The sequence below is a fragment of the Bacillus sp. 3G2 genome (assembly GCF_044324725.1).
GTDB lineage: Bacteria > Bacillota > Bacilli > Bacillales > Bacillaceae_G > Bacillus_A > Bacillus_A mobilis.
The window spans coordinates 3,355,660-3,379,697 of the sequence record NZ_CP172246.1 but is presented as its reverse complement, the minus strand read 5'-3'; the positions used below and the strand labels follow the sequence as shown (position 1 = coordinate 3,379,697).

The 24,038-nt window shown below is 36.3% G+C and carries 25 protein-coding genes; 17 read left to right on the top strand and 8 right to left on the bottom strand.

Features of this window, described 5'->3' with window-relative positions:
* Positions 1-36: 36 nt before the first annotated feature.
* Positions 37-423: an Hsp20/alpha crystallin family protein gene (locus ACHZK0_RS17320; protein WP_000516737.1), complete on the bottom strand. Its 387-nt coding sequence runs from the start codon at positions 421-423 to the stop codon at positions 37-39.
* A 124-nt stretch (positions 424-547) separates the two neighbouring features.
* Entirely contained in the window at positions 548-670 is a 123-nt protein-coding gene (locus ACHZK0_RS17315) for a small acid-soluble spore protein P (protein WP_000517650.1), read from the bottom strand.
* 121 nt (positions 671-791) lie between these two features.
* Between ACHZK0_RS17315 and ACHZK0_RS17310 the strand changes: the two genes are divergently transcribed.
* Together ACHZK0_RS17310 and pdaB are read left to right on the top strand one after the other, a co-directional pair.
* Complete coding sequence (locus ACHZK0_RS17310) at positions 792-1,055, top strand: hypothetical protein (RefSeq protein WP_001146295.1); 264 nt, start codon at positions 792-794, stop codon at positions 1,053-1,055.
* A 46-nt stretch (positions 1,056-1,101) separates the two neighbouring features.
* Positions 1,102-1,827 carry a polysaccharide deacetylase family sporulation protein PdaB gene (gene pdaB / locus ACHZK0_RS17305; RefSeq protein WP_262741309.1) on the top strand — a complete coding sequence of 242 codons (726 nt, stop codon included), beginning with the start codon at positions 1,102-1,104 and terminating at the stop codon, positions 1,825-1,827.
* Positions 1,828-1,868: 41 nt separating this feature from the next.
* Here the strand turns inward: pdaB and sspO are convergent, their stop codons facing one another.
* Positions 1,869-2,018, bottom strand: coding sequence for a small acid-soluble spore protein O (gene sspO / locus ACHZK0_RS17300; protein WP_262741308.1), 150 nt, complete (start codon positions 2,016-2,018; stop codon positions 1,869-1,871).
* Between the two features lie 292 nt (positions 2,019-2,310).
* Here sspO and acnA point away from each other — a divergent pair, with 292 nt between their 5' ends.
* Both acnA and ACHZK0_RS17290 read left to right on the top strand, forming a co-directional pair.
* A complete protein-coding gene (gene acnA / locus ACHZK0_RS17295; RefSeq protein WP_395760746.1) occupies positions 2,311-5,034 on the top strand; it encodes an aconitate hydratase AcnA in 2,724 nt (907 codons plus the stop codon).
* A gap of 117 nt (positions 5,035-5,151) precedes the next feature.
* The gene (locus ACHZK0_RS17290; RefSeq protein WP_395760745.1) at positions 5,152-6,810 is read left to right on the top strand and encodes an ABC transporter ATP-binding protein; all 1,659 of its coding nucleotides are present in this window, start codon (positions 5,152-5,154) and stop codon (positions 6,808-6,810) included.
* Positions 6,811-6,832: 22 nt separating this feature from the next.
* Here ACHZK0_RS17290 and ACHZK0_RS17285 read toward each other — a convergent pair whose 3' ends face one another.
* Together ACHZK0_RS17285 and ACHZK0_RS17280 are read right to left on the bottom strand one after the other, a co-directional pair.
* Positions 6,833-7,165, bottom strand: a complete 333-nt coding sequence (locus tag ACHZK0_RS17285) for a YmzC family protein (RefSeq protein ID WP_395760744.1) — start codon at positions 7,163-7,165, stop codon at positions 6,833-6,835.
* Positions 7,166-7,176: 11 nt separating this feature from the next.
* Positions 7,177-7,395, bottom strand: coding sequence for a hypothetical protein (locus ACHZK0_RS17280; RefSeq protein ID WP_242241835.1), 219 nt, complete (start codon positions 7,393-7,395; stop codon positions 7,177-7,179).
* 483 nt (positions 7,396-7,878) lie between these two features.
* On the opposite strand from ACHZK0_RS17280, the gene ACHZK0_RS17275 reads away from it, so the two are divergent.
* The 4 genes from ACHZK0_RS17275 (at position 7,879) to sspN (ending at position 9,980) form a co-directional block, all read left to right on the top strand.
* The gene (locus tag ACHZK0_RS17275; protein ID WP_262741305.1) at positions 7,879-8,454 is read left to right on the top strand and encodes a TlpA family protein disulfide reductase; all 576 of its coding nucleotides are present in this window, start codon (positions 7,879-7,881) and stop codon (positions 8,452-8,454) included.
* A 115-nt stretch (positions 8,455-8,569) separates the two neighbouring features.
* Positions 8,570-9,517: a 3'-5' exonuclease gene (locus ACHZK0_RS17270; protein WP_270343946.1), complete on the top strand. Its 948-nt coding sequence runs from the start codon at positions 8,570-8,572 to the stop codon at positions 9,515-9,517.
* 141 nt (positions 9,518-9,658) lie between these two features.
* Complete coding sequence (locus ACHZK0_RS17265; RefSeq protein WP_001254697.1) at positions 9,659-9,802, top strand: FbpB family small basic protein; 144 nt, start codon at positions 9,659-9,661, stop codon at positions 9,800-9,802.
* 43 nt (positions 9,803-9,845) lie between these two features.
* Positions 9,846-9,980, top strand: a complete 135-nt coding sequence (gene sspN, locus ACHZK0_RS17260; RefSeq protein ID WP_000527987.1) for an acid-soluble spore protein SspN — start codon at positions 9,846-9,848, stop codon at positions 9,978-9,980.
* A gap of 68 nt (positions 9,981-10,048) precedes the next feature.
* Here sspN and ACHZK0_RS17255 read toward each other — a convergent pair whose 3' ends face one another.
* The gene (locus ACHZK0_RS17255; RefSeq protein ID WP_395760743.1) at positions 10,049-11,341 is read right to left on the bottom strand and encodes a glycosyl hydrolase family 18 protein; all 1,293 of its coding nucleotides are present in this window, start codon (positions 11,339-11,341) and stop codon (positions 10,049-10,051) included.
* A gap of 109 nt (positions 11,342-11,450) precedes the next feature.
* Here ACHZK0_RS17255 and ACHZK0_RS17250 point away from each other — a divergent pair, with 109 nt between their 5' ends.
* Positions 11,451-11,870 carry an acyl-CoA thioesterase gene (locus ACHZK0_RS17250; RefSeq protein ID WP_000495809.1) on the top strand — a complete coding sequence of 140 codons (420 nt, stop codon included), beginning with the start codon at positions 11,451-11,453 and terminating at the stop codon, positions 11,868-11,870.
* A gap of 28 nt (positions 11,871-11,898) precedes the next feature.
* On the opposite strand, the gene ACHZK0_RS17245 is transcribed toward ACHZK0_RS17250, so the two are convergent.
* Both ACHZK0_RS17245 and plsY read right to left on the bottom strand, forming a co-directional pair.
* Positions 11,899-12,189 (bottom strand): HesB/YadR/YfhF family protein, encoded by a 291-nt coding sequence (locus ACHZK0_RS17245; protein WP_001054449.1) that lies wholly within the window; start codon positions 12,187-12,189, stop codon positions 11,899-11,901.
* Between the two features lie 108 nt (positions 12,190-12,297).
* Positions 12,298-12,894, bottom strand: a complete 597-nt coding sequence (gene plsY / locus ACHZK0_RS17240) for a glycerol-3-phosphate 1-O-acyltransferase PlsY (RefSeq protein WP_000258967.1) — start codon at positions 12,892-12,894, stop codon at positions 12,298-12,300.
* Positions 12,895-13,119: 225 nt separating this feature from the next.
* Here plsY and ACHZK0_RS17235 point away from each other — a divergent pair, with 225 nt between their 5' ends.
* The 8 genes from ACHZK0_RS17235 (at position 13,120) to ACHZK0_RS17200 (ending at position 24,024) form a co-directional block, all read left to right on the top strand.
* Positions 13,120-14,976, top strand: coding sequence for an anaerobic ribonucleoside triphosphate reductase (locus ACHZK0_RS17235; RefSeq protein ID WP_395760742.1), 1,857 nt, complete (start codon positions 13,120-13,122; stop codon positions 14,974-14,976).
* On the top strand, positions 14,973-15,425 hold the full coding sequence (nrdG, locus tag ACHZK0_RS17230; protein WP_000867061.1) for an anaerobic ribonucleoside-triphosphate reductase activating protein: 453 nt from the start codon (positions 14,973-14,975) through the stop codon (positions 15,423-15,425). The genes ACHZK0_RS17235 and nrdG overlap by 4 nt, the downstream gene beginning before the upstream one ends.
* 18 nt (positions 15,426-15,443) lie before the next feature.
* Complete coding sequence (locus ACHZK0_RS17225; RefSeq protein WP_061679915.1) at positions 15,444-16,121, top strand: response regulator transcription factor; 678 nt, start codon at positions 15,444-15,446, stop codon at positions 16,119-16,121.
* A gap of 203 nt (positions 16,122-16,324) precedes the next feature.
* Positions 16,325-17,566: a S1C family serine protease gene (locus tag ACHZK0_RS17220; RefSeq protein ID WP_151634193.1), complete on the top strand. Its 1,242-nt coding sequence runs from the start codon at positions 16,325-16,327 to the stop codon at positions 17,564-17,566.
* 79 nt (positions 17,567-17,645) lie between these two features.
* Positions 17,646-18,059 (top strand): CoA-binding protein, encoded by a 414-nt coding sequence (locus tag ACHZK0_RS17215; protein ID WP_000151391.1) that lies wholly within the window; start codon positions 17,646-17,648, stop codon positions 18,057-18,059.
* 374 nt (positions 18,060-18,433) lie between these two features.
* Positions 18,434-20,398 carry a DNA topoisomerase IV subunit B gene (parE, locus tag ACHZK0_RS17210; protein ID WP_242255587.1) on the top strand — a complete coding sequence of 655 codons (1,965 nt, stop codon included), beginning with the start codon at positions 18,434-18,436 and terminating at the stop codon, positions 20,396-20,398.
* A gap of 1 nt (position 20,399) precedes the next feature.
* The gene (gene parC / locus ACHZK0_RS17205) at positions 20,400-22,823 is read left to right on the top strand and encodes a DNA topoisomerase IV subunit A (protein ID WP_262741300.1); all 2,424 of its coding nucleotides are present in this window, start codon (positions 20,400-20,402) and stop codon (positions 22,821-22,823) included.
* A 169-nt stretch (positions 22,824-22,992) separates the two neighbouring features.
* Positions 22,993-24,024, top strand: a complete 1,032-nt coding sequence (locus ACHZK0_RS17200) for an oxidoreductase (RefSeq protein ID WP_270343947.1) — start codon at positions 22,993-22,995, stop codon at positions 24,022-24,024.
* Positions 24,025-24,038 lie beyond the last annotated feature (14 nt).

Genomic DNA, 24,038 nt, shown 5'->3' with positions numbered 1-24,038 from the left:
CAGTAAAACTTCCATTGATTAAAGTTTTACTTTATTTTACTTCTCAATTTGAAAAAGAACTTTTTCTTCATGTTTATTAGCAACTTCATTTTTCGAAATATGAATGGCTAAATATCCATTCTCTAAGCAGGCTAGCATCTTCTTATAAATAATAGTAGCGGGTAAAGGAATGATCCGCTGTAAAGAACTATTATTATGAAGTATGCAAATATTTAGGCCTGTCTCCATCTTTTTAATAACTACATTTTGTTCGGATACATTTGGTACATCTGTTTCCAAAATGTATTCTTGTTCAGTTTCGCAAAGGTCAATATGAATTTGATTTGGGAAACTAAAGTTACTACAAGAATCAGAACAAAATTGATCCATCCATTCTTCGAAACCATCAACATGAAAAAGACAATCCTTCTTTTTCTTGCCCATGTAAGACACCCTCCGTAAAATCTCAATTCATACTATGTTATGCATGAATGAAGTAGGGGTGAAGAATAAATGGAAAAATATAAACATTGTATGTGGCAAAGGTAGCTAGTGTGAGCCTTTTGTTTTACATATCATGATGTGCATGATTTTTTTGGCGTGAATGGTTACGGTTTTTTACTTTATGAGATCCGCTTAATGGTTCAGGTTGTCCCTTTTTTTCTTTTGCTTCACGATTGTTTTTTCCCATTGTATGTGACACCTCCTCTTTCTCTTTAGAATGAGAGAAGTTTGCAAATTTATACGAGAATGTTTTTAGAAAAAAAGGTAAAGATAAATGGGACTAACTATTATGGAAAGGGGATTATATAATGCCATATCATAAAGATAAACAACAAGCTTTTCAAGCAGCGCAGCAAGGGGTTACACAAGCAGAAAACGCATTTAATAACATTGTGAAAAATGATCCAAACTACGGTCATGATTTAAAAGAGTTACGCCAAGAGGTTCAGGAAGCGTATGAACAAATTCAAAATGCATTAGAGGTAGCTTCAGAAACACAACGCCCACAACTTGAGCAATACGAAAATAATCTCCAAAACATTATGCGAAATGTAGATCAATTAGAAAAGTAAATGAGGTTGTTGTGTATTCGACAACCTTATTACTTTGACGAACGTTATGCTAAAAAAGAAGGTTTTTTTATTCGTTTTTTGTTTATTATGCGCAGTACATATATTTCAAGTTGAAAAAGTGGAAGCGAAAATGTTGCTCAGAAAAGAGCTAGAACCAACGGGCTATGTAACGTGGGAAGTACCTAATAATGAAAAGATTATTGCCATTACATTTGATGATGGACCAGATCCAACTTATACACCACAAGTTTTACATTTATTACGTCAATATAAAGCAGAAGCGACATTTTTTATGATTGGATTTCGAGTGCAGCGTAATCCATATTTAGTGAAACAAGTGTTAAAAGAGGGACATGAAATTGGAAACCATACGATGAATCATTTGTATGCGAGTAATTCATCAGACGAAAAATTAGAAAATGATATTTTAGATGGGAAGAAATATTTTAAAAAATGGGTGAAAGAACCTTTGCTATTCCGTCCACCTGGCGGATATATTAACGATGCTGTATTTAAAACCGCGAAAGAAGCGGGTTATCAAACGGTTCTATGGTCGTGGCATCAAGACCCGCGTGATTGGGCAAATCCAGGGGTTGAATCCATTGTAAATCATGTAGTGAAAAATGCTAAAAGTGGAGATATTGTATTGTTACATGATGGAGGAAATGATCGTAGTCAAACAGTAGCAGCGTTAGCAAAAATTTTACCTGAGTTGAAAAAACAAGGCTATCGATTTGTAACGGTTTCAGAATTACTACGTTATAAACATTAGAAAAAATCCCAAAAGGAAAATGGACCTTTTGGGATTTTTCGTTACTGGTTCTTTTTACGTTTCTTATTATTTTGTCGCTCTGCTGGAGTTAAAGGCTCGTTTGCAAATTCTTCATTGAAACCAGCATCTTGTCCTTGTGCAGATGCCGCATTCATTCCTGAAATAGTATGATTTGCTTTTCTTTTACCCATTTTATTTCACCTCTATAACATTTTTTTGTGTGTTGAATGATAAGCAGTTCATAGTATGTATGAACTGTAAGCAAAGCGCTAATAGAGCACTTTACTTTATGGTAATAGTATTCATAAGGAGCATGAACATTATTCAAATTTAGAAACATAAAGAAAACTTATGATAATCTATAAGTTTCTTATTATTTACTTATTTAGAAAGTTGTAATAAGATATTATCGTAAGGTATTGAAAAGTTTGTCTACATTTTATATTCAGACAACTTAGTCACGTTTAACAGGGGGGAAACATAATGGTCAAACATAATCCATTTCAATCACGTGCAACTTTTGAATTAGATGGAAAAACGTATCATTATTATGATTTGAAAGCGCTTGAAAACGCAGGGGTTGGCAACGTATCTCAATTACCATATTCCGTGAAAGTTTTACTTGAATCAGTACTTCGTCAAGTAGACGGACGTGTAATTACAGAAGAGCATGTTACAAATTTAGCGAAATGGGGAACGAAAGATGTGCAAGATATCGATGTTCCATTTAAACCATCTCGTGTAATTTTACAAGATTTCACTGGTGTACCGGCTGTTGTTGATTTGGCTTCGCTTCGTAAAGCAATGGCAGATATGGGCGGGGATCCTGATAAAATTAATCCAGAAATTACTGTAGACCTTGTAATTGACCACTCTGTACAGGTTGATAGAGCGGGTACGGCAGACGCGCTTGCATTCAACATGGACTTAGAGTTTAAACGTAATGAAGAACGTTATAAATTTTTAAGCTGGGCACAAAAATCATTTGATAACTACCGTGCAGTTCCACCAGCTACAGGTATTGTACACCAAGTAAACCTTGAATATTTAGCACCAGTTGTTCATGCTGTGAAAAATGCTGAAGGTGACTTAGTTGCATACCCAGATTCATTAGTTGGAACAGACTCACATACAACAATGATTAACGGTATCGGCGTTCTTGGATGGGGCGTTGGTGGTATTGAAGCAGAAGCAGGAATGCTTGGACAGCCTTCATACTTCCCAGTACCTGAAGTAATCGGTGTGAAATTAACTGGTACACTTCCAAGTGGTACTACAGCAACAGACGTTGCATTAAAAGTAACACAAGTATTACGTCAAAAAGGTGTAGTTGGTAAATTCGTTGAGTTCTTCGGTAATGGACTAAAGAGCATGCCTTTAGCTGACCGTGCAACAATTTCAAACATGGCACCAGAATATGGCGCAACTTGTGGATTCTTCCCAATCGACGATATTTCATTAGAATACTTACGTTTAACAGGTAGAGATGAAGAGCAAATTCGCGTTGTGGAAGAATACTGTAAAGCGAACGGCTTATTCTATACAGCGGACAGCAAAGATCCAATTTACACTGATCTTGTTGAAATTGATTTAAATACAATTGAATCTAACCTTTCTGGACCGAAACGCCCACAAGATTTAATTCCACTTTCAGATATGAAAGATGCGTTCCACAAAGCTGTTGTAGCACCAGTTGGAACACAAGGACTTGGATTTAATGAGCAAGAGTTCGATAAAGAAGTGAAAGTTACATTAGAAGATAAAGAAGTAACGATGAAAACAGGTGCAATTGCAATCGCTGCAATTACAAGCTGTACAAATACATCAAACCCATACGTATTAATTGGGGCAGGTCTAGTTGCGAAGAAAGCAATTGAAAAAGGACTTGTAGTACCTGAGTACGTAAAAACATCATTAGCACCAGGATCTAAAGTTGTTACTGAGTACTTAGATAAATCAGGTTTAACAACATATTTAGATCAATTAGGTTTCCAAACAGTTGGTTACGGCTGTACGACTTGTATCGGTAACTCTGGTCCATTAGCAGAGGAATTAGAAGAAGCAATCGCAGCAAATGATTTATTAGTAACATCTGTTTTATCTGGTAACCGTAACTTCGAAGGTCGTATTCACCCGCTTGTAAAAGCAAACTACTTAGCATCACCACCACTTGTTGTGGCATATGCACTTGCAGGTACTGTTGATATTGACCTGAAAAATGATGAAATCGGTAAAGATGCAAATGGCAATGCTGTATACTTCAACGATATTTGGCCATCAGCTAAAGAAATTGAAGATGTAGTTCAAAGTGTTGTTACATCTGAACTGTTCAAGAAAGAATATGCACAAGTATTTAACAGCAATGAGCGTTGGAACGAAATCCAAACTTCAAATGAAGCTCTATATACTTGGGATAATGATTCAACTTATATTCAAAACCCACCATTCTTTGAAGGTTTATCAAAAGAGCCAGGTGAAGTTGAAACGTTATCAGGCTTACGCATAGTTGGTAAATTTGGTGATTCTGTAACGACAGACCACATTTCACCAGCAGGCTCAATCGGTAAGCACACGCCAGCTGGACGTTACTTATTAGAAAACGGCGTACAACCAGTTGAATTCAATTCTTACGGTTCTCGTCGTGGTAACCATGAAGTTATGATGCGTGGTACATTTGCGAACATCCGTATTAAAAACCAAATCGCACCAGGAACAGAAGGCGGATATACAACACATTGGCCAACTGGTGAAGTGACATCTATCTATGATGCTGCTATGAAATATAAAGAAGAGGGCACAGGCCTTCTAGTTGTTGCTGGTAAAGATTACGGTATGGGAAGTTCTCGTGACTGGGCTGCGAAAGGTACAAACTTATTAGGTATTAAAGCAGTAATCGCAGAAAGCTTCGAACGTATTCACCGCAGTAACTTAGTGTTAATGGGTGTGTTACCACTTCAATTTAAAGATGGCGAAAGCGCTGAAACATTAGGTCTTGTTGGTAACGAGTCATTTGAAATTCAAATTGACAAAACAGTTAGACCACGCGATCTTGTAAAAGTAGTTGCAACTGATGCAGATGGCAACGAAAAACAATTTGAAGTAGTAGCTCGTTTCGATAGTGAAGTTGAAATTGACTACTACCGTCACGGTGGTATCTTACAAATGGTTCTTCGTGAGAAAATTGAAGAGTCTAAAGTGTCGAACTAAATAATTGAAATGAACGATAAGGAAGCTAACAACTGTTAGCTTCCTTATTTTATGAAAAGGGATGAAACCATTTGGTTTCATCCCTTTCTTTTTACTTTAAAAAATGGAGGAAAGGTCATGAAAAAATATAAAAGAATATTGTTACCGTTACAGAAAGAAAAAATGTTAGTAATAGCAGCTGTATGCAGTGGATCCTTCGCAGCTATTTTAAACTTATCTAGACCGATTTTAATGGGATTAATTGTAGATAACCTTATTCAACGGGAGTTAAAGGAGGTGTATTTTTACATTACTTTGTTTACAGTTAGTCGCTTGCTGATGTGGGTGAACAATCTTTCATTTGATTATATAAGCTCCAAAGTAAGTGAACGAATATTGCGAAAGATGCGTATAGATGTATTACGCCATTTTTTCTCATTACCGTTTGAAGAGAGTGAGAAGATTAAACAAGGAGAGTTAGAGACGTTAGTTGTGTCTGATATTCCAAACTGGGTCAGATTGTATGGTTCTATATTAATAGAATATATACACGCCATTGCGCAATTTATAGGTGCGTTCATAGCACTACAACATATAGATATCATGTTCATATTATGGGTAACTCCGTTTTTATTTTTAAGTGCAACGGTTCCGGTGGTGATGGGGAAAAAGGTAAGAAAAATTGCAAGCGTTGCTCAAAGCGATCAATCAAGTGTTGTAGAGATGGTGTCACAGTTTGTAAATGGAGCACAAGATTTACGTAGTTTGCAAAAAGAAAAGTGGGCCATTCGCTTATTTAAAGGAGTAACAGCCCGATCTTATAAAACAGAAATAAAGAAGACGATGATGCAACACTGCATTGGAGTAGTTGGAACGGTGATTGAAACGGGAGCGTATATCGTTGTTCTCATTATAGGCGCGCAAAAAATAATGAGGGGGGAAATGGAAGTTGGTTCACTTGTTGCCGTGTTAGCCACAATTGAAATGCTCTTTTTTCCAGTTCGCTACGTTGGCAATTTATTAATGATGACACAAGTTGCAGTCGCTTCGGCAAACAGAGTTTTTTCTTTTTTAGATAAACGAGGGGCAGATAGTAAGGTAGAAAGAGCGATGGGGATGACGGTAACAAATGTTTCATTTCAGGCAAGTGATGGAGAGAAATGCAGAATTAAGAATATTGATTTGCAAATTTATCCTGGTGAACTCGTTATTATTGTAGGAGAAAGTGGTGCAGGAAAAACAACGCTTTTAAAATTAATGACAGGGTTGTATAAACCATCTAACGGTAGCATTGCTTATTATGGTAATAAGGCTCGTATGACGACAGTGTGGCAAGAACCTCGTTTCTTTCGGACGACAGTAGAAGAGAATATGTATTTCAGAGAAGCGTATTTAGAAAATCAATTAGAAAAAAATATTGAACTTGTAAATATGAAATCGATTATTAGAGATTTACCTGAGGGGGTTGAAACTGTACTACATAAAAGTGGAGAAGAGCTTTCGGGAGGGGAAAGAAAACGGCTTGCATTATTGCGAGCCATTGTTTCAAATCCAAATCTTATTATGTTAGATGAACCGACTGCGGGATTAGATCCGAGTAATCAAGAAACTGTTTGGAATATGATAGAAGGATTAGGAAGCGGGGTCACGAGAATTGTGGCGACACATGATGTAGAGAGGGCGATGATAGCGGATTGGGTTGTTGTCATGAATAATGGAAGTGTTGTGGAATGTGGGGACCCTAAAGAATTACTAACATATAAGTCATTTTTCAAAAAGATGTTAATAAAAAGATAAGAGCGACATAGTGCTCTTATCTTTATTCACTCGTATTAAGTTGATACGTATAAGACTCAGTATCGTTAGCGTCAAACTCTTTCACCAGAGTAAGTTGGTTTGTATCTGGATTATATTTGAAAATTTTGACCGTATGTTCGCTACTTAGAGAGGGGTTATATTCTTGAATAGCGAATGTATTTTCGGCAATCTGTGTCATATTACTGGTCGAAACATTTTCTGTAGAATCATGATTTGTAGAAATTTCAACGACTTTTTTACTATTGAAAAATAAAAGAACAATTACTAAAACAACTAAACATATCCGTATATGACGAAGTTCTTTACTTATAGGATGTTCTCCCAAAATAATCATCCTTTCTATAACTACTGTATAGTAGTGGTAGTCATAGTCGTCGTGAAGAAACTAAGAAAACCAAGGCCAGCTAATAGGATAAATGAGATTAAAGCGATATAGAGGCAAATACGTCCCACTTGCCTTTTTTCAGGATCTTTACTGAAGAGCGAGATGATCCAAGTAATAATGCCGATTGGGGAAAATATAAAGCTAAGAATATATAATAGTATTTTTTCAAATAAATTCATAAAAACATCATCCTTTTTGAAATTTCTATACGTGCAGTTTTCTTCTTATTAATGCTGCTGTTATGTAGGAAAGTACGGAATAAACAGCACTAAAAACAATCCAAGCATCAAAGTTTTGTAAAGCTAGGTGTATGTCAAATTCAGAGACGATAATGAAAAATATAAAAGGGACAGTAAAAGAAATAATAATAGCAGCCCATTTAAATTTGTATAGCAAACTGCTCAAACAAATACATAGTAATGGTAAAGTGAAAAAAACGAAAGTGAAAGGGTTGATAAGCAATTGTAAAATACATATCACCTCGCAGTTTTTGTATATATTTCTAATTATATGATATAAAGGTAAATATTTCATTTAAATTACAAATATTCCGATTATTTCGACTGTGAATATTTCCAAGCTCGTCCGTATAAGCTAAAATAAGGTATATAGTATTTTGTTGATTAAGTTATAAGAAGACAAACACGTTAGGGTGATATAAAATGTGGCGGAAGTTTACGATTATTGTAGTGTTACTTTGTTTAGCCGGATATGCAGCTTATGAACAGTTTGGTAAAAACGATCAGGTGGTACAAGGGAAGCAAGAAAAAAGTGAAGCTGCTATGAAAGAGATGATTGCAAGTAATGGTATTGAAATAGGGAAGAGTGCTCCGGACTTTACATTAATGAAGTTAGATGGAACGGATGTAAAGTTATCGGATTTAAAAGGAAAGAAAGTGATTGTAAACTTTTGGGCAACGTGGTGTGGACCTTGCCAGCAAGAAATGCCTGATATGGAGGCTTTCTATAAAGAACATAAAGAAAACGTAGAAATTTTAGCAATAAATTATACACCTTCAGAAAAAGGTGGGGGCGTAGAAAAGGTAAGTAATTTTGCTAAGGAAAAAGGAATTACTTTTCCTATTTTATTGGACAAGAATATTGATGTAACGACAGCCTATAAAGTCATTACGATCCCAACTTCGTATTTTATAGATACGAAAGGTGTCATTCAAGATAAGTTCATTGGACCGATGACGCAAAAAGAGATGGAGAAACGGATTGATAAATTAAAATAACGGTGAAAAGGTAGAAGTGGAAAGTTACCATTTCTGCCTTTTCTTTTTCACGTAGTGATAGCAGCATGTTATGATAAAAGAAATATAAACGTTTAGAGATAAAGGAGTGTATGGAGTGGGGAATATATCCTTACCGTTAGATTATGTTGTAATTGATTTTGAAACAACAGGATTTAACCCTTATAATGATAAAATTATTCAAGTCGCAGCAGTGAAATATAGTAATCATGAACTAGTAGATCAGTTTGTTTCCTATGTGAATCCAGAGCGTTCAATTCCGGACCGAATAACGAGTTTAACAGGTATTACAAATTATCGTGTTTCAGATGCACCGACGATTGAAGAAGTATTACCTTTATTTTTAGCATTTTTACATACAAATGTAATTGTCGCTCATAATGCATCTTTTGATATGCGTTTTTTGAAAAGCAATGTAAATATGCTTGGGCTGCCTGAGCCTAAAAATAAAGTGATTGACACTGTGTTTTTAGCAAAGAAATATATGAAGCACGCGCCTAATCATAAACTTGAAACGTTAAAGCGAATGCTTGGCATTCGTTTAAGTTCTCATAATGCATTTGATGATTGTATTACGTGTGCAGCTGTTTATCAAAAATGTGCATCTATTGAAGAAGAAACAAACAGGAAATCGGACACGGAAGTACTTGATGAAACAGCAGTATATGAAGCAGTAAAAAAGATACTTGTACGAAATAAACGTGATATCGAATGGATTCGTTGTATGAATGTAGGAAGTTATTTAGACATAAAAGCTTTTTACCCAGTTATGAGAGTAAAAGTAAAAGGGCGAAAGAAATACGTATTAACAGAGATATTAGAAGATGAAGTGAAGGAAATATGTACGAGTTTAAATTGTGAACCGGCGTTAAAAAGTGAAGTTGGTAATACGAGAATTATGCTTAATACCTTAGAGGACGTTCTGAAATTAGAAAGTTATATTTTAGAACAGTATGATTTTGTACTGAAAGCGCTAAGTGAGTATAAACAAAGTGAAATGAATGCAGATGAAAAGTTAAAAGAGTATTTAAATATGATGGTATAAAAAACTCTGTGTACAAGAAGTTGTACACGGAGTTTTTTTAGGAGTACTAAAACATAAAATTTTCTTACAAATCTGATTAAAGAGTTTTTCATTTGCTCATACTATGTATAGTAAGAATGCGAAGGAGAGAGGGTGAACAGCATGAGAAGAAGTCGCCGTAAATCATTTGACGAACTTGTGAAAGAAAATAAACAACAATTATTAAGCGATCGTGATGCAATCGATCGTATTGAAGAGCGTATTGAAAAACGTTATGAAATGAAACTTTTTAAGCAAGCTGAATAATTCTTAACACTAGTACGATACTAGTGTTAAGGAGGCGATAGTAATGGGTAATCCGAAAAAGAATTCAAAAGACTTTGCACCGAATCATATTGGGACACAATCAAAAAAAGCTGGTGGCAATAAAGGCAAGCAAATGCAAGACCAAACAGGTAAACAACCGATTGTTGATAACGGTTAAAAAGGGAGGATGTTGTCATTCTTCTTTTTTGTGACGGATTTTTAATAGTAAAAAAGGGCTGACTTTTGTCAGCCCTTTTTCGTAATCGTAAAATTTTCAACGAGTAAACGCCAATTTTGCGGGAATGGTAAACCGATCTTCCAGTAACTAATACCACCAATGCCTTGTTCTTTCATTAAGTTGAATTTACTTTGAATAGATCTCGAATCTTCAAACCAAACTTCGTGTTGTATGCCGTTTTCGTCAAAGTAATTGAAATGTGGAGCTTGAGCTGTGAAATCATAGCGGATAGGAACATTGTATTTACGAGCTAGTGCAACAGCTGCGACAGAGCTAACTGCTTTTGCTGGCGGATTCCCTTGTTTGAACGGAAGTTTCCAATCGAATCCGTATAAATTTTGCCCCATCATAATTTTTTGGGGAGGCATTTGAGATTTTGCGTATTGAAGTACTTCTTTTACAGGACCGATAGGAGATATAGCCATCGGTGGTCCGCCTTGCCAACCCCAGTCGTATGTCATAATAACGACGAAATCAACAATTTGTCCTTGTGCTTTATAATCGTGAGCTTCGAAAAATTTCCCTTTTTGATTGGAACTTGTTTTCGGTACAAGCGTTGTACTTAATGTGTATCCGTTAGGTAATCGTGTTTTCACATTTCGTAAAAAACGATTATACGATTCGCGATCTTCAGGTGCCACGCTCTCGAAATCAAAATGAATGTCTCGCATACCGTACTTCTCAGCGGTTTGCAAAATGTTTGTAATAAATTTGTTTTGAATTGTTGCGTCCCGTAAAATAACTGATGTCAGATCGGCACTGAAATTTCCATTTTCAATATTTGTAATAACGAGCATAGGGATGGTTTTGCCTTGCGTTGCAATATTAGCGATTTTAGCTGTTTCAGTTGGCTCTTTTAACGTACCATCTCTTTTTGCCTCGAAACTGAAGTAAGCTAAGTATGTTAAAAATGGATTAATAGCACGCGTAGCACTAACTAAACTTTCTTTAATAGGTATAGTTGAAGGTTGTAAATAAGCGATGGATTCTACTGCTCGTTTTGTCCCTTTCGGTATATATAATTGCTGCCCGACATGGAGAATGGATTTTAAAGATAAGTTATTCACTTTAGCTAAGCTAGCGAGAGGAACGTTATATGTTTGAGAAATTCGATAGAGGCTATCGCCAGGCTGTACATAATAATTATTCCCTTTCGTATTCACGATGAGTGCCTGACCAACGACGAGTGTTTCAGATGGATTTAGTCCATTGTCTTTTACTATTTCATCAGGTGTTGTTCCATATTTTGATGCCAAGCTATATACGCTATCACCGCTACGAACAGTTACAATTTGAATCATATGCTTGCTCCTTTCGGTAAAAGATTCACTGTTTTTATTTTATTTTTGATTCCGCTGTATTATGATTAAATGTATGCAAGGTAGCAGAAGTGAAAGAAGGCGAATAGAAATGTTTGTAGCAGAACATGAAGTTGAAATCCGTTATGCGGAAACAGATCAAATGGGTGTTGTTTACCATTCAAACTATTTGGTGTGGCTTGAACTAGGCCGTACTAAACTTATACAAGATTTAGGGTTTTCATATGTTGAAATGGAGAAAGAGGGAATTATTTCTCCTGTGTTAGACTTGCAAATTTCATATCGTAAAGCGATGCGCTACGGTGAAAAAGCAATTGTGAAAACGTGGGTGGACACTGTGAGTCCGCTTCGCGTTGTATATGGTTATGAAATATATAACGGTGATGGAGACCTTTGTATTACTGCAACTACGACGAATATTTGTGCGAAAAAAGAAGGGTTCAGGCCCGTATCATTTAAAAAGTTATATCCTGAGTGGTATGCGAAATATGAGGAAATTAAGAAAAAATAAAAAAAGTGTGGCTTCTGCCACACTTTTTTTATTTTTCATAATTAAATTGCGGGAAATCATCACCATCGTTAAATGTAACAGATAAATTATGTCCATCGAAGAACCACTCATCATCGCCTTCAATAAAGAAGTTAATACCTTCTTCTTGAGTTTGAACAGCAGGATGTGCAGGGTCATCTTTACGAATACCTAAAGAAAGTCCTTTTTGCACAGTACTGCAACCGCCGTATTGTACGAAAAGGCGTAGTGTTTCACCCGATTGTAAGTTTAATTCGTTTTTATACCATTGTGCTGCTTCTTTTGTTACGGAAAGATTCATGTATAGTTCCTCCAAATTATGTTGCTTTTTCTTTAGTATAAAAAATAACGCAAAAAGACGCTATTAATATGCTTCACGTTTTCTTTTTGCGTTATGTGGGTTACGATCTTATTTTTGCTTTTTTGAAAAGTTTGCTTTCGGTTCAGTTTTATTTATAATTCGTCCGATATTTGCACGGTGTTTATAAATAACCATACCTGCTAATAAACACATCGCAATAATGAAGATTTTATCCCCGCTAACAATGGATGCAATAACAGCAACAACGGCTGTTACCATAGAAGAAAGTGATACGTATCTTGTTGTAAATAAAAGGCTGAAAAAGACAACAGCTAATATTGCAAAAACAACTGGAGAGTAGCATAATAGCACGCCAGCAGAAGTTGCAACAGCTTTACCACCACGGAATTTTGCGAAAATCGGATACACATGTCCAAGAACAGCTGCTAATCCGAACCATAGTGGATGAACATCTAATCCGAAAATAATCGGTAGGCTTGTTGCTAATGTACCTTTTAAAATGTCAGCAATTGTAACGATAAAACCTGCTTTTTTCCCTAGTGTGCGGAATGTATTTGTTCCGCCTAGATTACCGCTTCCGTGCTCACGAATATCGATTCCGTAGCCGATTTTTCCAACGACTAGTGCGAATGGAATCGAGCCAAGTAAGTAGGCAACGATAAATAAAAGATATGTAGTAACCATAAGTTCAGTCTCCTTTATTCAAATGTGTTGATAAAGGGTAAAAAGAGTTTTTCCCGTATATTGTACCATACATTTGTAAAGAGCACATTTCTTTTTTGTAAATGAAAAATTCATTATTTCGTGAAAAAAATTTCACAGGAATGTTACATTTCTCACAGAAACACCAAGACTATATGTAGTAACATTTTAATCAAAAGACAACAACATATTGGTGGAGGGTTATAAATGTTACAACGAAATGTACGTGGAGAAGAATTAATGAAAGTGTTTGAGACGATTGTCCACGGTAGTGAGCAAGATTTAATGCAAGAAAATGCAAATGTAGATGGCCGCTCTCCAATGGGAGTAATGGGAACGTTCGCATCAGAGAGTGCGAAATATTATGCAGTTGAAAATTTATTGTCAGATCAAGTAAAAAAAGCAATAAATCAAAATATATTATATCCACATGATTTAGATTTTTATGCGACAGGAACGACGACTTGTTCGCAAATTCCGTTAGCTCAAATGCTTGCGAACGGTTTTCATACCGGACATGGGCATATGAGACAGCCGCAGGATATTAAAAGTGCCTTGGCTCTTTCGTCTATTATTTTTCAGGCGAATCAAAATATGCAGCACGGTGGTCAATCATTTGCACTCTTTGATATTGATTTAGCTCCATATGTGAGAAAAACAGTAGCGAGACATAAGAAACGATTACAGTCATATCCGCTTACGAAAGAACAAATAGATGAATTTGCATGGAAAGAAACAGAAAATGATACGTATCAGGCGTGTGAAGCTTTCGTTCATAATTCCAATAGTATGCATAGTAGGGGAGGAGGACAAGTACCGTTTATTTCTATTAATTATGGAACGGACACATCAAAAGAGGGGCGGTTATTAGTTAGACAGCTTTTAAAAGCAACACAAGCTGGTCTTGGTAAAGGAGAAACACCAATTTTTCCTATTCAAATTTTTAAAATGAAAAAAGGTGTGAACTTTGAAGAATGTGACCCGAACTATGATTTATTTGAATTAGCGTTAGAGACAACGGCTGAACGATTATTCCCTAACTTTTCATTTTTAGATGCGCCATTTAATGCCGTGCATTATGACGGGCGACCGGAAAGTGAAGTATGTTATATGGGATGTCGTACCCGTGTTATGTCTAACATACATGGAGAAGAAACAGCGATTGGAAGAGGCAATTTATCATTTACGTCTATCAACTTAGTGAAATTAGCGTTAATTAGTGGTTCAAAAGAAGCATTTTTTGAAGCGTTAAATTATTACTTAGATTTAGGAATCCAGCAATTATTAGAAAGATTTGAGTATCAATGTACGAAGCGAGCAAGAGATTTTCGATTTTTATATTCGCAAGGTGTATGGCGCGGTGGAGAAAAGTTACATCCTGAAGATTCTGTAGCATCTATTTTAAAGCAAGGGACCTTAAGTCTTGGTTTTATTGGTCTTGCGGAGTGTTTAGTAGCTTTAACAGGAAAGCATCATGGAGAAGATGAAGAATCATGGAAACTTGGGTATGAAATCATTTCCTTTATGAGAGAGAGAACGGATAAAGCGACGGAAGAACATGAACTGAATTTCTCAGTAATTGCAACTCCTGCAGAAGGATTATCAGGGAAGTTTGTGAAAAAGGATAGGGAAGAATTTGGTGTGATTAGCGGTATAACGAACCATAATTATTATACGAATTCATTCCATATCCCAGTTTACTATAACATTCAAGCGATAAATAAAATTTGTTTAGAAGGACCTTTCCATGCCCTATGTAACGGGGGACATATTACGTATATTGAACTAGACGGAGCAGCTATGCATAACAAACAGGCGTTAAAACAAATTGTACGAGCGATGGCAGATCATGGCGTTGGATACGGTTCAATTAATCATCCAGTTGACCGTTGTAAGTGCTGTAGTTACCACGGAGTTATTGGTAATGAATGCCCCAGCTGCGGAAATGAAGACGAGGCTAATATAGAAAGAATTCGCCGTATAACAGGTTATCTTGTAGGAGATATGTCGAAGTGGAATAGTGCAAAACGTAGTGAAGAGATGGATCGGGTGAAGCATAAATGAAAGTGATGAACATCATTCATGATAGTGTAGTAGATGGAGAAGGGTTGCGGACAGTCGTGTTTTTTGCGGGCTGTCCGCATCGTTGTTTCGGCTGCCATAATCCGAAATCGTGGAATATTTGTAATGGAACTGAAATGACAGTAGAAGAAATTGTGAAAGAGATTGCAAGTAATCCATTAACTGATGTAACATTTTCAGGTGGAGATCCATTTTTTCAAGCTGCTGAAGTGAAAAAAGTAGCAAAAGCAGTGAAAGATTTGAAAAAAAATCTGTGGATGTATACAGGTTATACGTTAGAAGAGATACAGAGTTCTCAAAATAATGATATGATAGAGTTGTTACATTATGGGGATGTTTTAGTCGATGGAAGATTTGAAATCGAGAAAAAAGATTTAACACTTCCATTTCGCGGAAGCTCCAATCAACGTATTATTCGATTGAAAGAGTAAAAAGGCGGGATAGATGATATGAATAAAACAGTATTACTTGTTGAAGATGAAAGAAGACTACGTGAAATCGTTAGTGATTATTTTCGTAATGAAGGCTTTGAAGTAATCGAAGCAGAAGATGGAAAAATAGCGTTAGAATTATTTGCAGAGCATGAAATAGATTTAATTATGTTAGATATTATGTTACCAGAAATAGATGGATGGTCTGTCTGTAGACGAATTAGAAAAGAATCAGCAGTACCGATTATTATGCTGACAGCACGTTCAGATGAGGATGACACATTACTAGGGTTCGAATTAGGTGCAGATGAGTATGTAACGAAACCTTTCAGTCCGAAAGTGTTAGTAGCTCGAGCGAAGACGTTATTGAAACGTGCGGATGGCGTGGTAGGAGTAGCGGAAGAAAATACTATGTCCTTAGCTGGAATAGAAGTAAATCGTCTATCTAGAACGGTGCTAGTAAATGGAGAAGAAATTATATTGACACATAAGGAATTTGAACTTCTTGTTTATCTAATGGAGAACAAAGGAATTGTGTTGTCACGTCAACATTTATTAGATCAGTTATGGGGATATGATTACTACGGTGATGACCGAACAGTTGATACTCATATTAAAAAACTACGAAATAAGCTAGGAGATAAAGCGAAGCATATCGGTACGGTTATTCGAGTTGGTTATAAATTTGAAGAATAACCTTGAAAATACTATGTAATTTGGCTTTGGGATATAGCAAATTTATACTCTCTTTTGTAGGTGGAATGTACAAAAAATACTTTTCTTGTCTACAATGTTAGATAAGAGTATTTTTTTAATTGGATTTCACGATGAGTTCACAAGAAGGACACAAACTGTGACTATACTAAAAGTACGAATTCACCAGAGAGGGGAAATAAAACATGGGATATTACGACGGACCGAATTTAAATGAAGAGCATAGTGAAACGAGAGAAGTGAGAAAATCAGGCGGTAAAAAAGGTTATTTTTTCACAGGTTTAGTCGGAGCGGTAGTTGGAGCTGTCACAATTAGTTTTGCAGCACCATATATGCCATGGGCTCAAAATAATGGAGCGGCCGTATCATCATTCAGTTCGGATTCAAAAGTTGAAGGTACTGTAGTTCCTGTTGTTAATAAAGCTAAAAATGAAACTGATTTACCTGGTATGATTGAAGGCGCAAAAGATGTTGTTGTAGGTGTTATTAATATGCAACAAAGCATTGATCCATTTGCAATGCAACCAACAGGCCAAGAACAACAAGCTGGTTCAGGATCAGGTGTTATTTATAAAAAAGCAGGAAATAAAGCATATATTGTAACAAATAACCACGTAGTAGATGGTGCAAATAAACTTGCTGTAAAATTAAGTGATGGTAAAAAAGTAGATGCAAAATTAGTAGGGAAAGATCCTTGGTTAGATTTAGCTGTTGTTGAAATTGACGGGTCTAATGTAAATAAAGTTGCCACTTTAGGTGACTCAAGTAAAATCCGAGCTGGTGAAAAAGCAATTGCAATCGGTAACCCACTAGGGTTTGATGGAAGTGTAACGGAAGGTATTATTAGTAGTAAAGAACGTGAAATTCCAGTAGATATTGATGGCGATAAACGTGCGGATTGGAATGCTCAAGTTATTCAAACAGATGCCGCGATTAATCCAGGTAATAGTGGTGGTGCGTTATTTAACCAAAACGGTGAAATAATTGGGATTAATTCAAGTAAAATTGCACAACAAGAAGTTGAAGGAATTGGATTTGCTATTCCAATTAATATCGCAAAGCCAGTTATTGAATCACTTGAAAAAGACGGTGTAGTGAAACGTCCAGCTCTTGGAGTAGGTGTCGTTTCATTAGAAGATGTGCAAGCTTATGCAGTAAATCAATTGAAAGTACCAAAAGAAGTAACAAACGGCGTTGTATTAGGTAAAATTTACCCAATATCACCTGCCGAAAAAGCTGGCTTAGAGCAATATGATATTGTAGTAGCATTAGATGATCAAAAAGTAGAAAATTCACTTCAATTCCGTAAATATTTATATGAAAAGAAAAAAGTAGGCGAAAAAGTAGAAGTTACATTCTATCGTAACGGTCAAAAAATGACGAAAACAGCTACTTTAGCAGATAATTCAGCTACAAAGAATCAATAATTGAAATAAAAGAAAGTCTCTTTCATATTGAAAGAGACTTTCTTTATCGGCTATACTAAAGGAATAGGAGGGATAAATTATGACAATTGAAAACCCAACTCGTACGGAAATTGGTGAAGTATTAAAGAAAAGCAAAACGATTGCAGTTGTTGGATTATCGGATAAGCCAGAACGTACATCGTATATGGTTTCAAAAGCAATGCAAGATGCGGGGTATCGCATTATTCCGGTAAACCCAACAGTAGATGAGGTACTTGGAGAAAAAGCGGTTTCTTCACTAAAGGATATTAAGGAACATGTTGACATTGTAAATGTATTCCGCCGTTCAGAATTTTTAATGGATGTTGCGAAAGAGTTTGTAGAGATTGATGCAGATGTTTTTTGGGCACAATTAGGAGTACAAGATGAAGATACATATAAACTGTTAAAAGAAAAAGGCTATACTGTAATAATGGATCGTTGTATTAAAGTAGAACATGCGATGACAAAGTAGTATAGATTTTAAAGAGAGAAAGATTGATTCAGCCCTCGTTATAGATAAGTAGGGCCGATGAACGAGGTGTTCATCATGAGATTTTTTAAAGGCTGTTTTTGGGGATTGTTACTCGTTATCCCATTTTGGATATTGATCATTTGGATCATGATAAAGGTGTGGAATGTGTAATCTTGGCATACATATCCATTTCTCGTTGACAAACGATTATTTTTCTGAAATAGTAGCCTAGAGGAATCCTTGTGAAAAAACAAGGATTTTTCTATTGAAAATGGTATATAAAAGAGATAAGATAACTTGCCAAAACTATAGTCGAGGCGTTATTCTATAATAGAAACATATGTTCTGATTTGATTAGGAAAGGGGCAAGGAGTTTGGCGAAGCATCAGTTCCAATATAATGAAGATGCAATTCAAGTGCTAGAAGGACTTGAAGCCGTTCGAAAACGCCCGGGTATGTATATCGGGAGTACGGATAGCCGTGGATTGCATCATTTAGTATATGAAATAGTAGATAACTCCGTTGACGAAGCGTTAGCGGGATTTGGCGACGAAATTTCTGTCGTAATACATAAAGATAATAGTATTAGCGTTATAGATAAAGGGCGAGGAATGCCTACGGGAATGCATAAACTTGGGAAACCTACACCTGAAGTTATTTTAACTGTACTTCATGCTGGTGGTAAGTTTGGTCAAGGTGGTTACAAAACGAGTGGTGGTTTACATGGTGTTGGGGCATCAGTTGTAAACGCCTTATCTGAATGGTTAGTCGTAACGATTAAGCGTGACGGAAATATTTATGAACAACGCTTTGAAAATGGCGGTGTGCCTGCAACGACGTTAGAGAAAATCGGGAAGACGAAAGAGTCTGGTACGACAATGCATTTCAAACCAGATACAACGATTTTCAGCACGACAAATTACAATTATGAAACATTATGTGAAAGATTACGTGAATCTGCATTCTTATTAAAAGGGATGAAAATCTCAATAAAAGATGAGCGAAATGATTTAGAAGATGTCTTTCATTATGAAACAGGAATCGAAGCTTTCGTTTCATACTTAAACGAAGAAAAAGATTCAATCCATCCGGTAGTATATTTTACTGGTGAACAAAATGGAATTGAGGCAGAGCTAGCATTCCAATTTAACGATGGCTACTCAGAAAATATTCTTTCGTTTGTAAATAACGTACGTACAAAAGATGGTGGAACACACGAAGCTGGTTTTAAGACAGCAATGACTCGTGTGTTCAATGAGTATGCTCGTAAAGTATCGTTATTAAAAGAAAAAGATAAAAACTTAGAAGGTACAGATATTCGTGAAGGTGTAGCGGCTATCGTTTCTGTACGTGTACCAGAAGAAGTACTTCAGTTTGAAGGACAAACGAAGGGGAAACTAGGTACAAGTGAAGCTCGTTCTTCAATTGATGCCATTGTATCAGAGCATTTAGCTTACTTTTTAGAAGAAAACCCGGATGTTGCTACACTTCTTGTGAGAAAGGCAGTGAAAGCAGCGCAAGCACGTGAGGCTGCTCGCAAAGCGAGAGAAGAAGCACGTACTGGTAAAAAGAAAAAGAAATCAGAAGGTACATTAAGTGGTAAGTTAACACCTGCACAATCACGTAACCCGCAAAAAAATGAACTGTACCTAGTGGAGGGTGACTCTGCCGGTGGTTCAGCGAAACAAGGCCGAGACCGACGTTTCCAAGCGGTATTACCATTACGTGGTAAAGTAATCAATACAGAAAAAGCAAAACTTGCTGATATCTTTAAAAATGAAGAGATTAATACAATCATTTACGCTATTGGCGGTGGTGTAGGGAATGAATTCGCTGTTGAAGATATTAACTACGATAAAGTTGTCATTATGACCGATGCCGATACAGATGGAGCTCACATTCAAGTATTGTTACTAACGTTCTTCTACAGATATATGAAACCACTTATCGAGGCTGGCAAAGTATTTATTGCACTTCCACCTTTATATAAAGTAAGTAAAGGAAAAGGGAAAAGTGAAGTAATTGAATATGCATGGTCTGATGAAGAGTTAGATGGTGTAACAAAAAAAGTTGGTAAAGGCTACATGCTACAGCGTTATAAAGGACTTGGCGAAATGAATGCCGATCAATTATGGGAAACGACAATGAATCCTGAAACACGTACGTTGATTCGTGTGAAAATTGACGATGCATCAAGAGCGGAGCGCCGAGTTACGACATTGATGGGTGATAAAGTAGAACCACGTCGTAAATGGATCGAACGAAATGTACAATTTGGTATGCAAGAAGAAGGAAATATTTTAGAAAATGAAATGATTATGGAGACGGAGGTGGAATAACATGCAGGCAGAGAAGTTTCATGACCTCCCGCTTGAAGACGTGTTAGGTGACCGCTTTGCACGTTATAGTAAATATATTATTCAAGACCGTGCCCTTCCAGATGCGCGTGACGGTTTAAAACCTGTACAAAGACGTATTTTATATTCTATGTATGTAGAAGGAAATGTACATGATAAAGCATTTCGTAAATCAGCTAAAACAGTTGGTAATGTTATCGGTAACTACCATCCACACGGTGATTCCTCTGTATATGAGGCGATGGTACGTTTAAGTCAAACTTGGAAAGTACGTAATGTTTTAGTTGAAATGCATGGTAATAATGGTAGTGTGGATGGCGATCCAGCAGCGGCAATGCGTTATACGGAAGCCCGCTTATCACCAATTGCATCTGAGTTGTTACGTGATCTTGATAAAGAAACAGTAGAATTTGTTTCAAACTTTGATGATACGAGTGAAGAACCTGTTGTGCTTCCAGCGATGTTCCCGAACTTATTAGTGAACGGATCGACAGGAATTTCAGCTGGTTATGCAACAGAAATTCCTCCGCATCACCTTGGGGAAGTAATTGATGCGACGATGATGCGTATTGATAAGCCGAATAGTACTGTTGATGATTTATTAACAGTTATGAAAGGACCAGATTTCCCGACCGGTGGTATTATTCAAGGGATTGATGGTATTAAAAAAGCGTATGAAACAGGAAAAGGTAAAATTATTATTCGCGGGAAAGCTGAAGTTGAAACGATTCGTGGTGGAAAACAACAAATCGTAATTACTGAAATTCCTTATGAAGTAAATAAAGCGAACCTTGTTAAAAAAATGGATGAATTACGTCTAGACAAAAAACTAGATGGAATTGCTGAAGTACGTGATGAGACAGATCGTACAGGTCTTCGCATTGTTGTAGAGCTGAAAAAAGAAGTAAATGCTGAAGGTATTTTAAATTATTTATATAAGAACACAGATTTACAAATTCCATATAACTTTAATATGGTGGCGATAAATAATCGTCGTCCTACACTTATGACGTTACCAAAGATTTTGGATGCATATATTGGACACCAAAAAGAAGTTGTAACAAAACGTTCTCAGTATGAATTACGAAAAGCAGAAAATCGTCAGCATATTGTTGAAGGTTTAATGAAAGCATTATCAATTTTAGATCAAGTAATCGAAACGATTAGAGCTTCTAAAGATAAACGTAATGCGAAAGATAACTTAAGTGCCAAATTCGGCTTTACAGAAGCACAATCAGAAGCAATCGTTTCGTTACAATTATATCGTTTAACAAATACAGATATTACAGCACTGGAAAAAGAAGCGGATGAATTAAGTACAAAAATTGCAGAATTACAGGCAATTTTACAAAGTGAAAAAAGACTTCTTCAAGTTATTAAAACAGATTTGAAGAGAGTAAAGAAAACATATAGTGATGATCGCCGTGCTATTATTGAAGAACAAATTGAGGAAATTAAAATCGATGTGGAAGTGATGATTCCGCAGGAAGATGTCATCGTTACTGTAACGAAAGAAGGATATGTGAAACGAACAGGTTGGCGTTCGCATAATGCATCGAACGGGAAAGACTTCGGTATGAAAGAGGGTGACATCTTACTGGAGCGATTCGATACGAATACGACAGAGACAGTCCTCTTATTTACGAATAAAGGAAACTATATATATCTGCCAGTATATGAAATGCCAGAAATCCGTTGGAAAGATTTAGGTCAACACGTTGCGAATCTCGTTTCACTCGAGCGAGATGAAATGATTATTTGGGCGACCGTCGTACCGAATTTTGAAGAAGAAAAACGATTTATCGTATTTGTAACAAAGAATGGCATGATTAAGAAAACAGAATTAAACCAATATAAAGTACAGCGTTATTCAAGGGCGTTCGTTGCTGTAAACTTGAAAAAAGATGATGAAGTAGTAGATATATTTGCAACAGATGGAACGAGTGATATTGTTCTTGCAACCTATGGTGCATATGCACTTATTTTCCATGAAGATGAAGTAAGTCCAGTTGGTGTAAGGGCCGCTGGTGTGAAAGCAATTAATTTAAAAGAAGATGATTATGTCGCTTCTGGTAAACCGTTAAATGGTGAAAAAGATCAACTTATTCTTGTTACGCAGCGCGGTGCTGTAAAACGTTTAAAAGCATCAGAAATTGAGAAATCAACGAGGGCGAAGCGAGGCCTTGTTATTTTCAAAGAGTTAAAACGTAATCCATACCGTATTGTTGGTATTGAAATTGTTCGAGATGATGAACTAGTTTACATGAAGACAGAGAAGCACATCGTAGAAGAAATTGATCCGAAAGCGTATCGAAATAAAGACCGGTATAGTAACGGTAGTTTAGTACTAGATGTTAATGATACTGGTGAAGTTATTGAAACGTGGACGAAAAAACGACCGGAGTAAAGTGAAAGCATCTTGCTATGAATAATAGCAAGATGCTTTTTTCTAGGCAAATTATTATGTCCAAAACAATAATCTTGTTATAATAACTGAATGAAATCGTTCTCATAAAGTGGAGATTTTCTTTATCCCCACTGATTATTAGTTGAAGCCGGACAGATGGAGGGGCAATATGAAAAAAATAGGTGTAGGGATTGTAGGATTTGGTTTTTCTAGTACAACATTTCACATCCCATTATTAGAAACGATAGAAGAATACGATATTCGTGCTATTTTATCTTCAAAAGAAGAACTAGTGAAACAAGTATTACCAAACGCTGAAGTTGTTGGCACAATTGAGGAATTAGTAAATCTTGCTGATATTGACTTAGTGGTCATTACTTCACCGAATACGACTCATTTTCCGTATGTAAAAGAAGCAATTTTACATGGTAAGCATGTAGTTGTGGAGAAACCATTCGTTGTTTCAATTGAAGAAGGGGAAGAGCTTATTTCGTTAGCAGAGCAACATAATGTGGTTTTAAGTGTATATCATAATCGTCGTTTTGATAATGATTTCTTAACGATAAAGAAATTGTTAGAAGAAAGTAGAATAGGAAATGTATACGCATATGAAGCGCATTTCGATCGTTTTCGCCCGAATGTACGTGATCGCTGGAGAGAAAAGAATTTACCAGGATCAGGTATACTATATGATTTAGGATCGCATTTAATTGACCAAGCACTATCATTATTTGGGAAACCAGATGCGATAAGTGCAGATGTGATCAAACAACGACCAGGTGCAGAAATTGATGATTACTTCCATGTTATCCTTCACTACGGTGTGAAACGTGTCACTTTACATAGTAGCAGTTATGTTAAGCAAGCAGGTCCACACTTTACACTGCATGGAGATAAAGGTTCTATCGTGAAATACGGCATGGATTCACAGGAAGAACAATTAAAAAATGGAATGAAGCCAGGCGATAACAGTTATGGAGCAGACGCTGAAGAGAATTTTGCTACTTTAGATGTTGAAGAAAAGCTAGAGCGTATTCCGACAGAAGTTGGCTGTTATGACATGTACTATAAAGGTGTAAGAGATAGTATTGTAAATGGTGAAAAACCACCTGTAACAGCACAAGAAGGCTTAGAAGTTATTAGGCTTATTCAATTAGCGATTGAAAGTAGTGAAACAGGTAGAGTTATCACTGTAAAATAAAAAAGACGCGAATT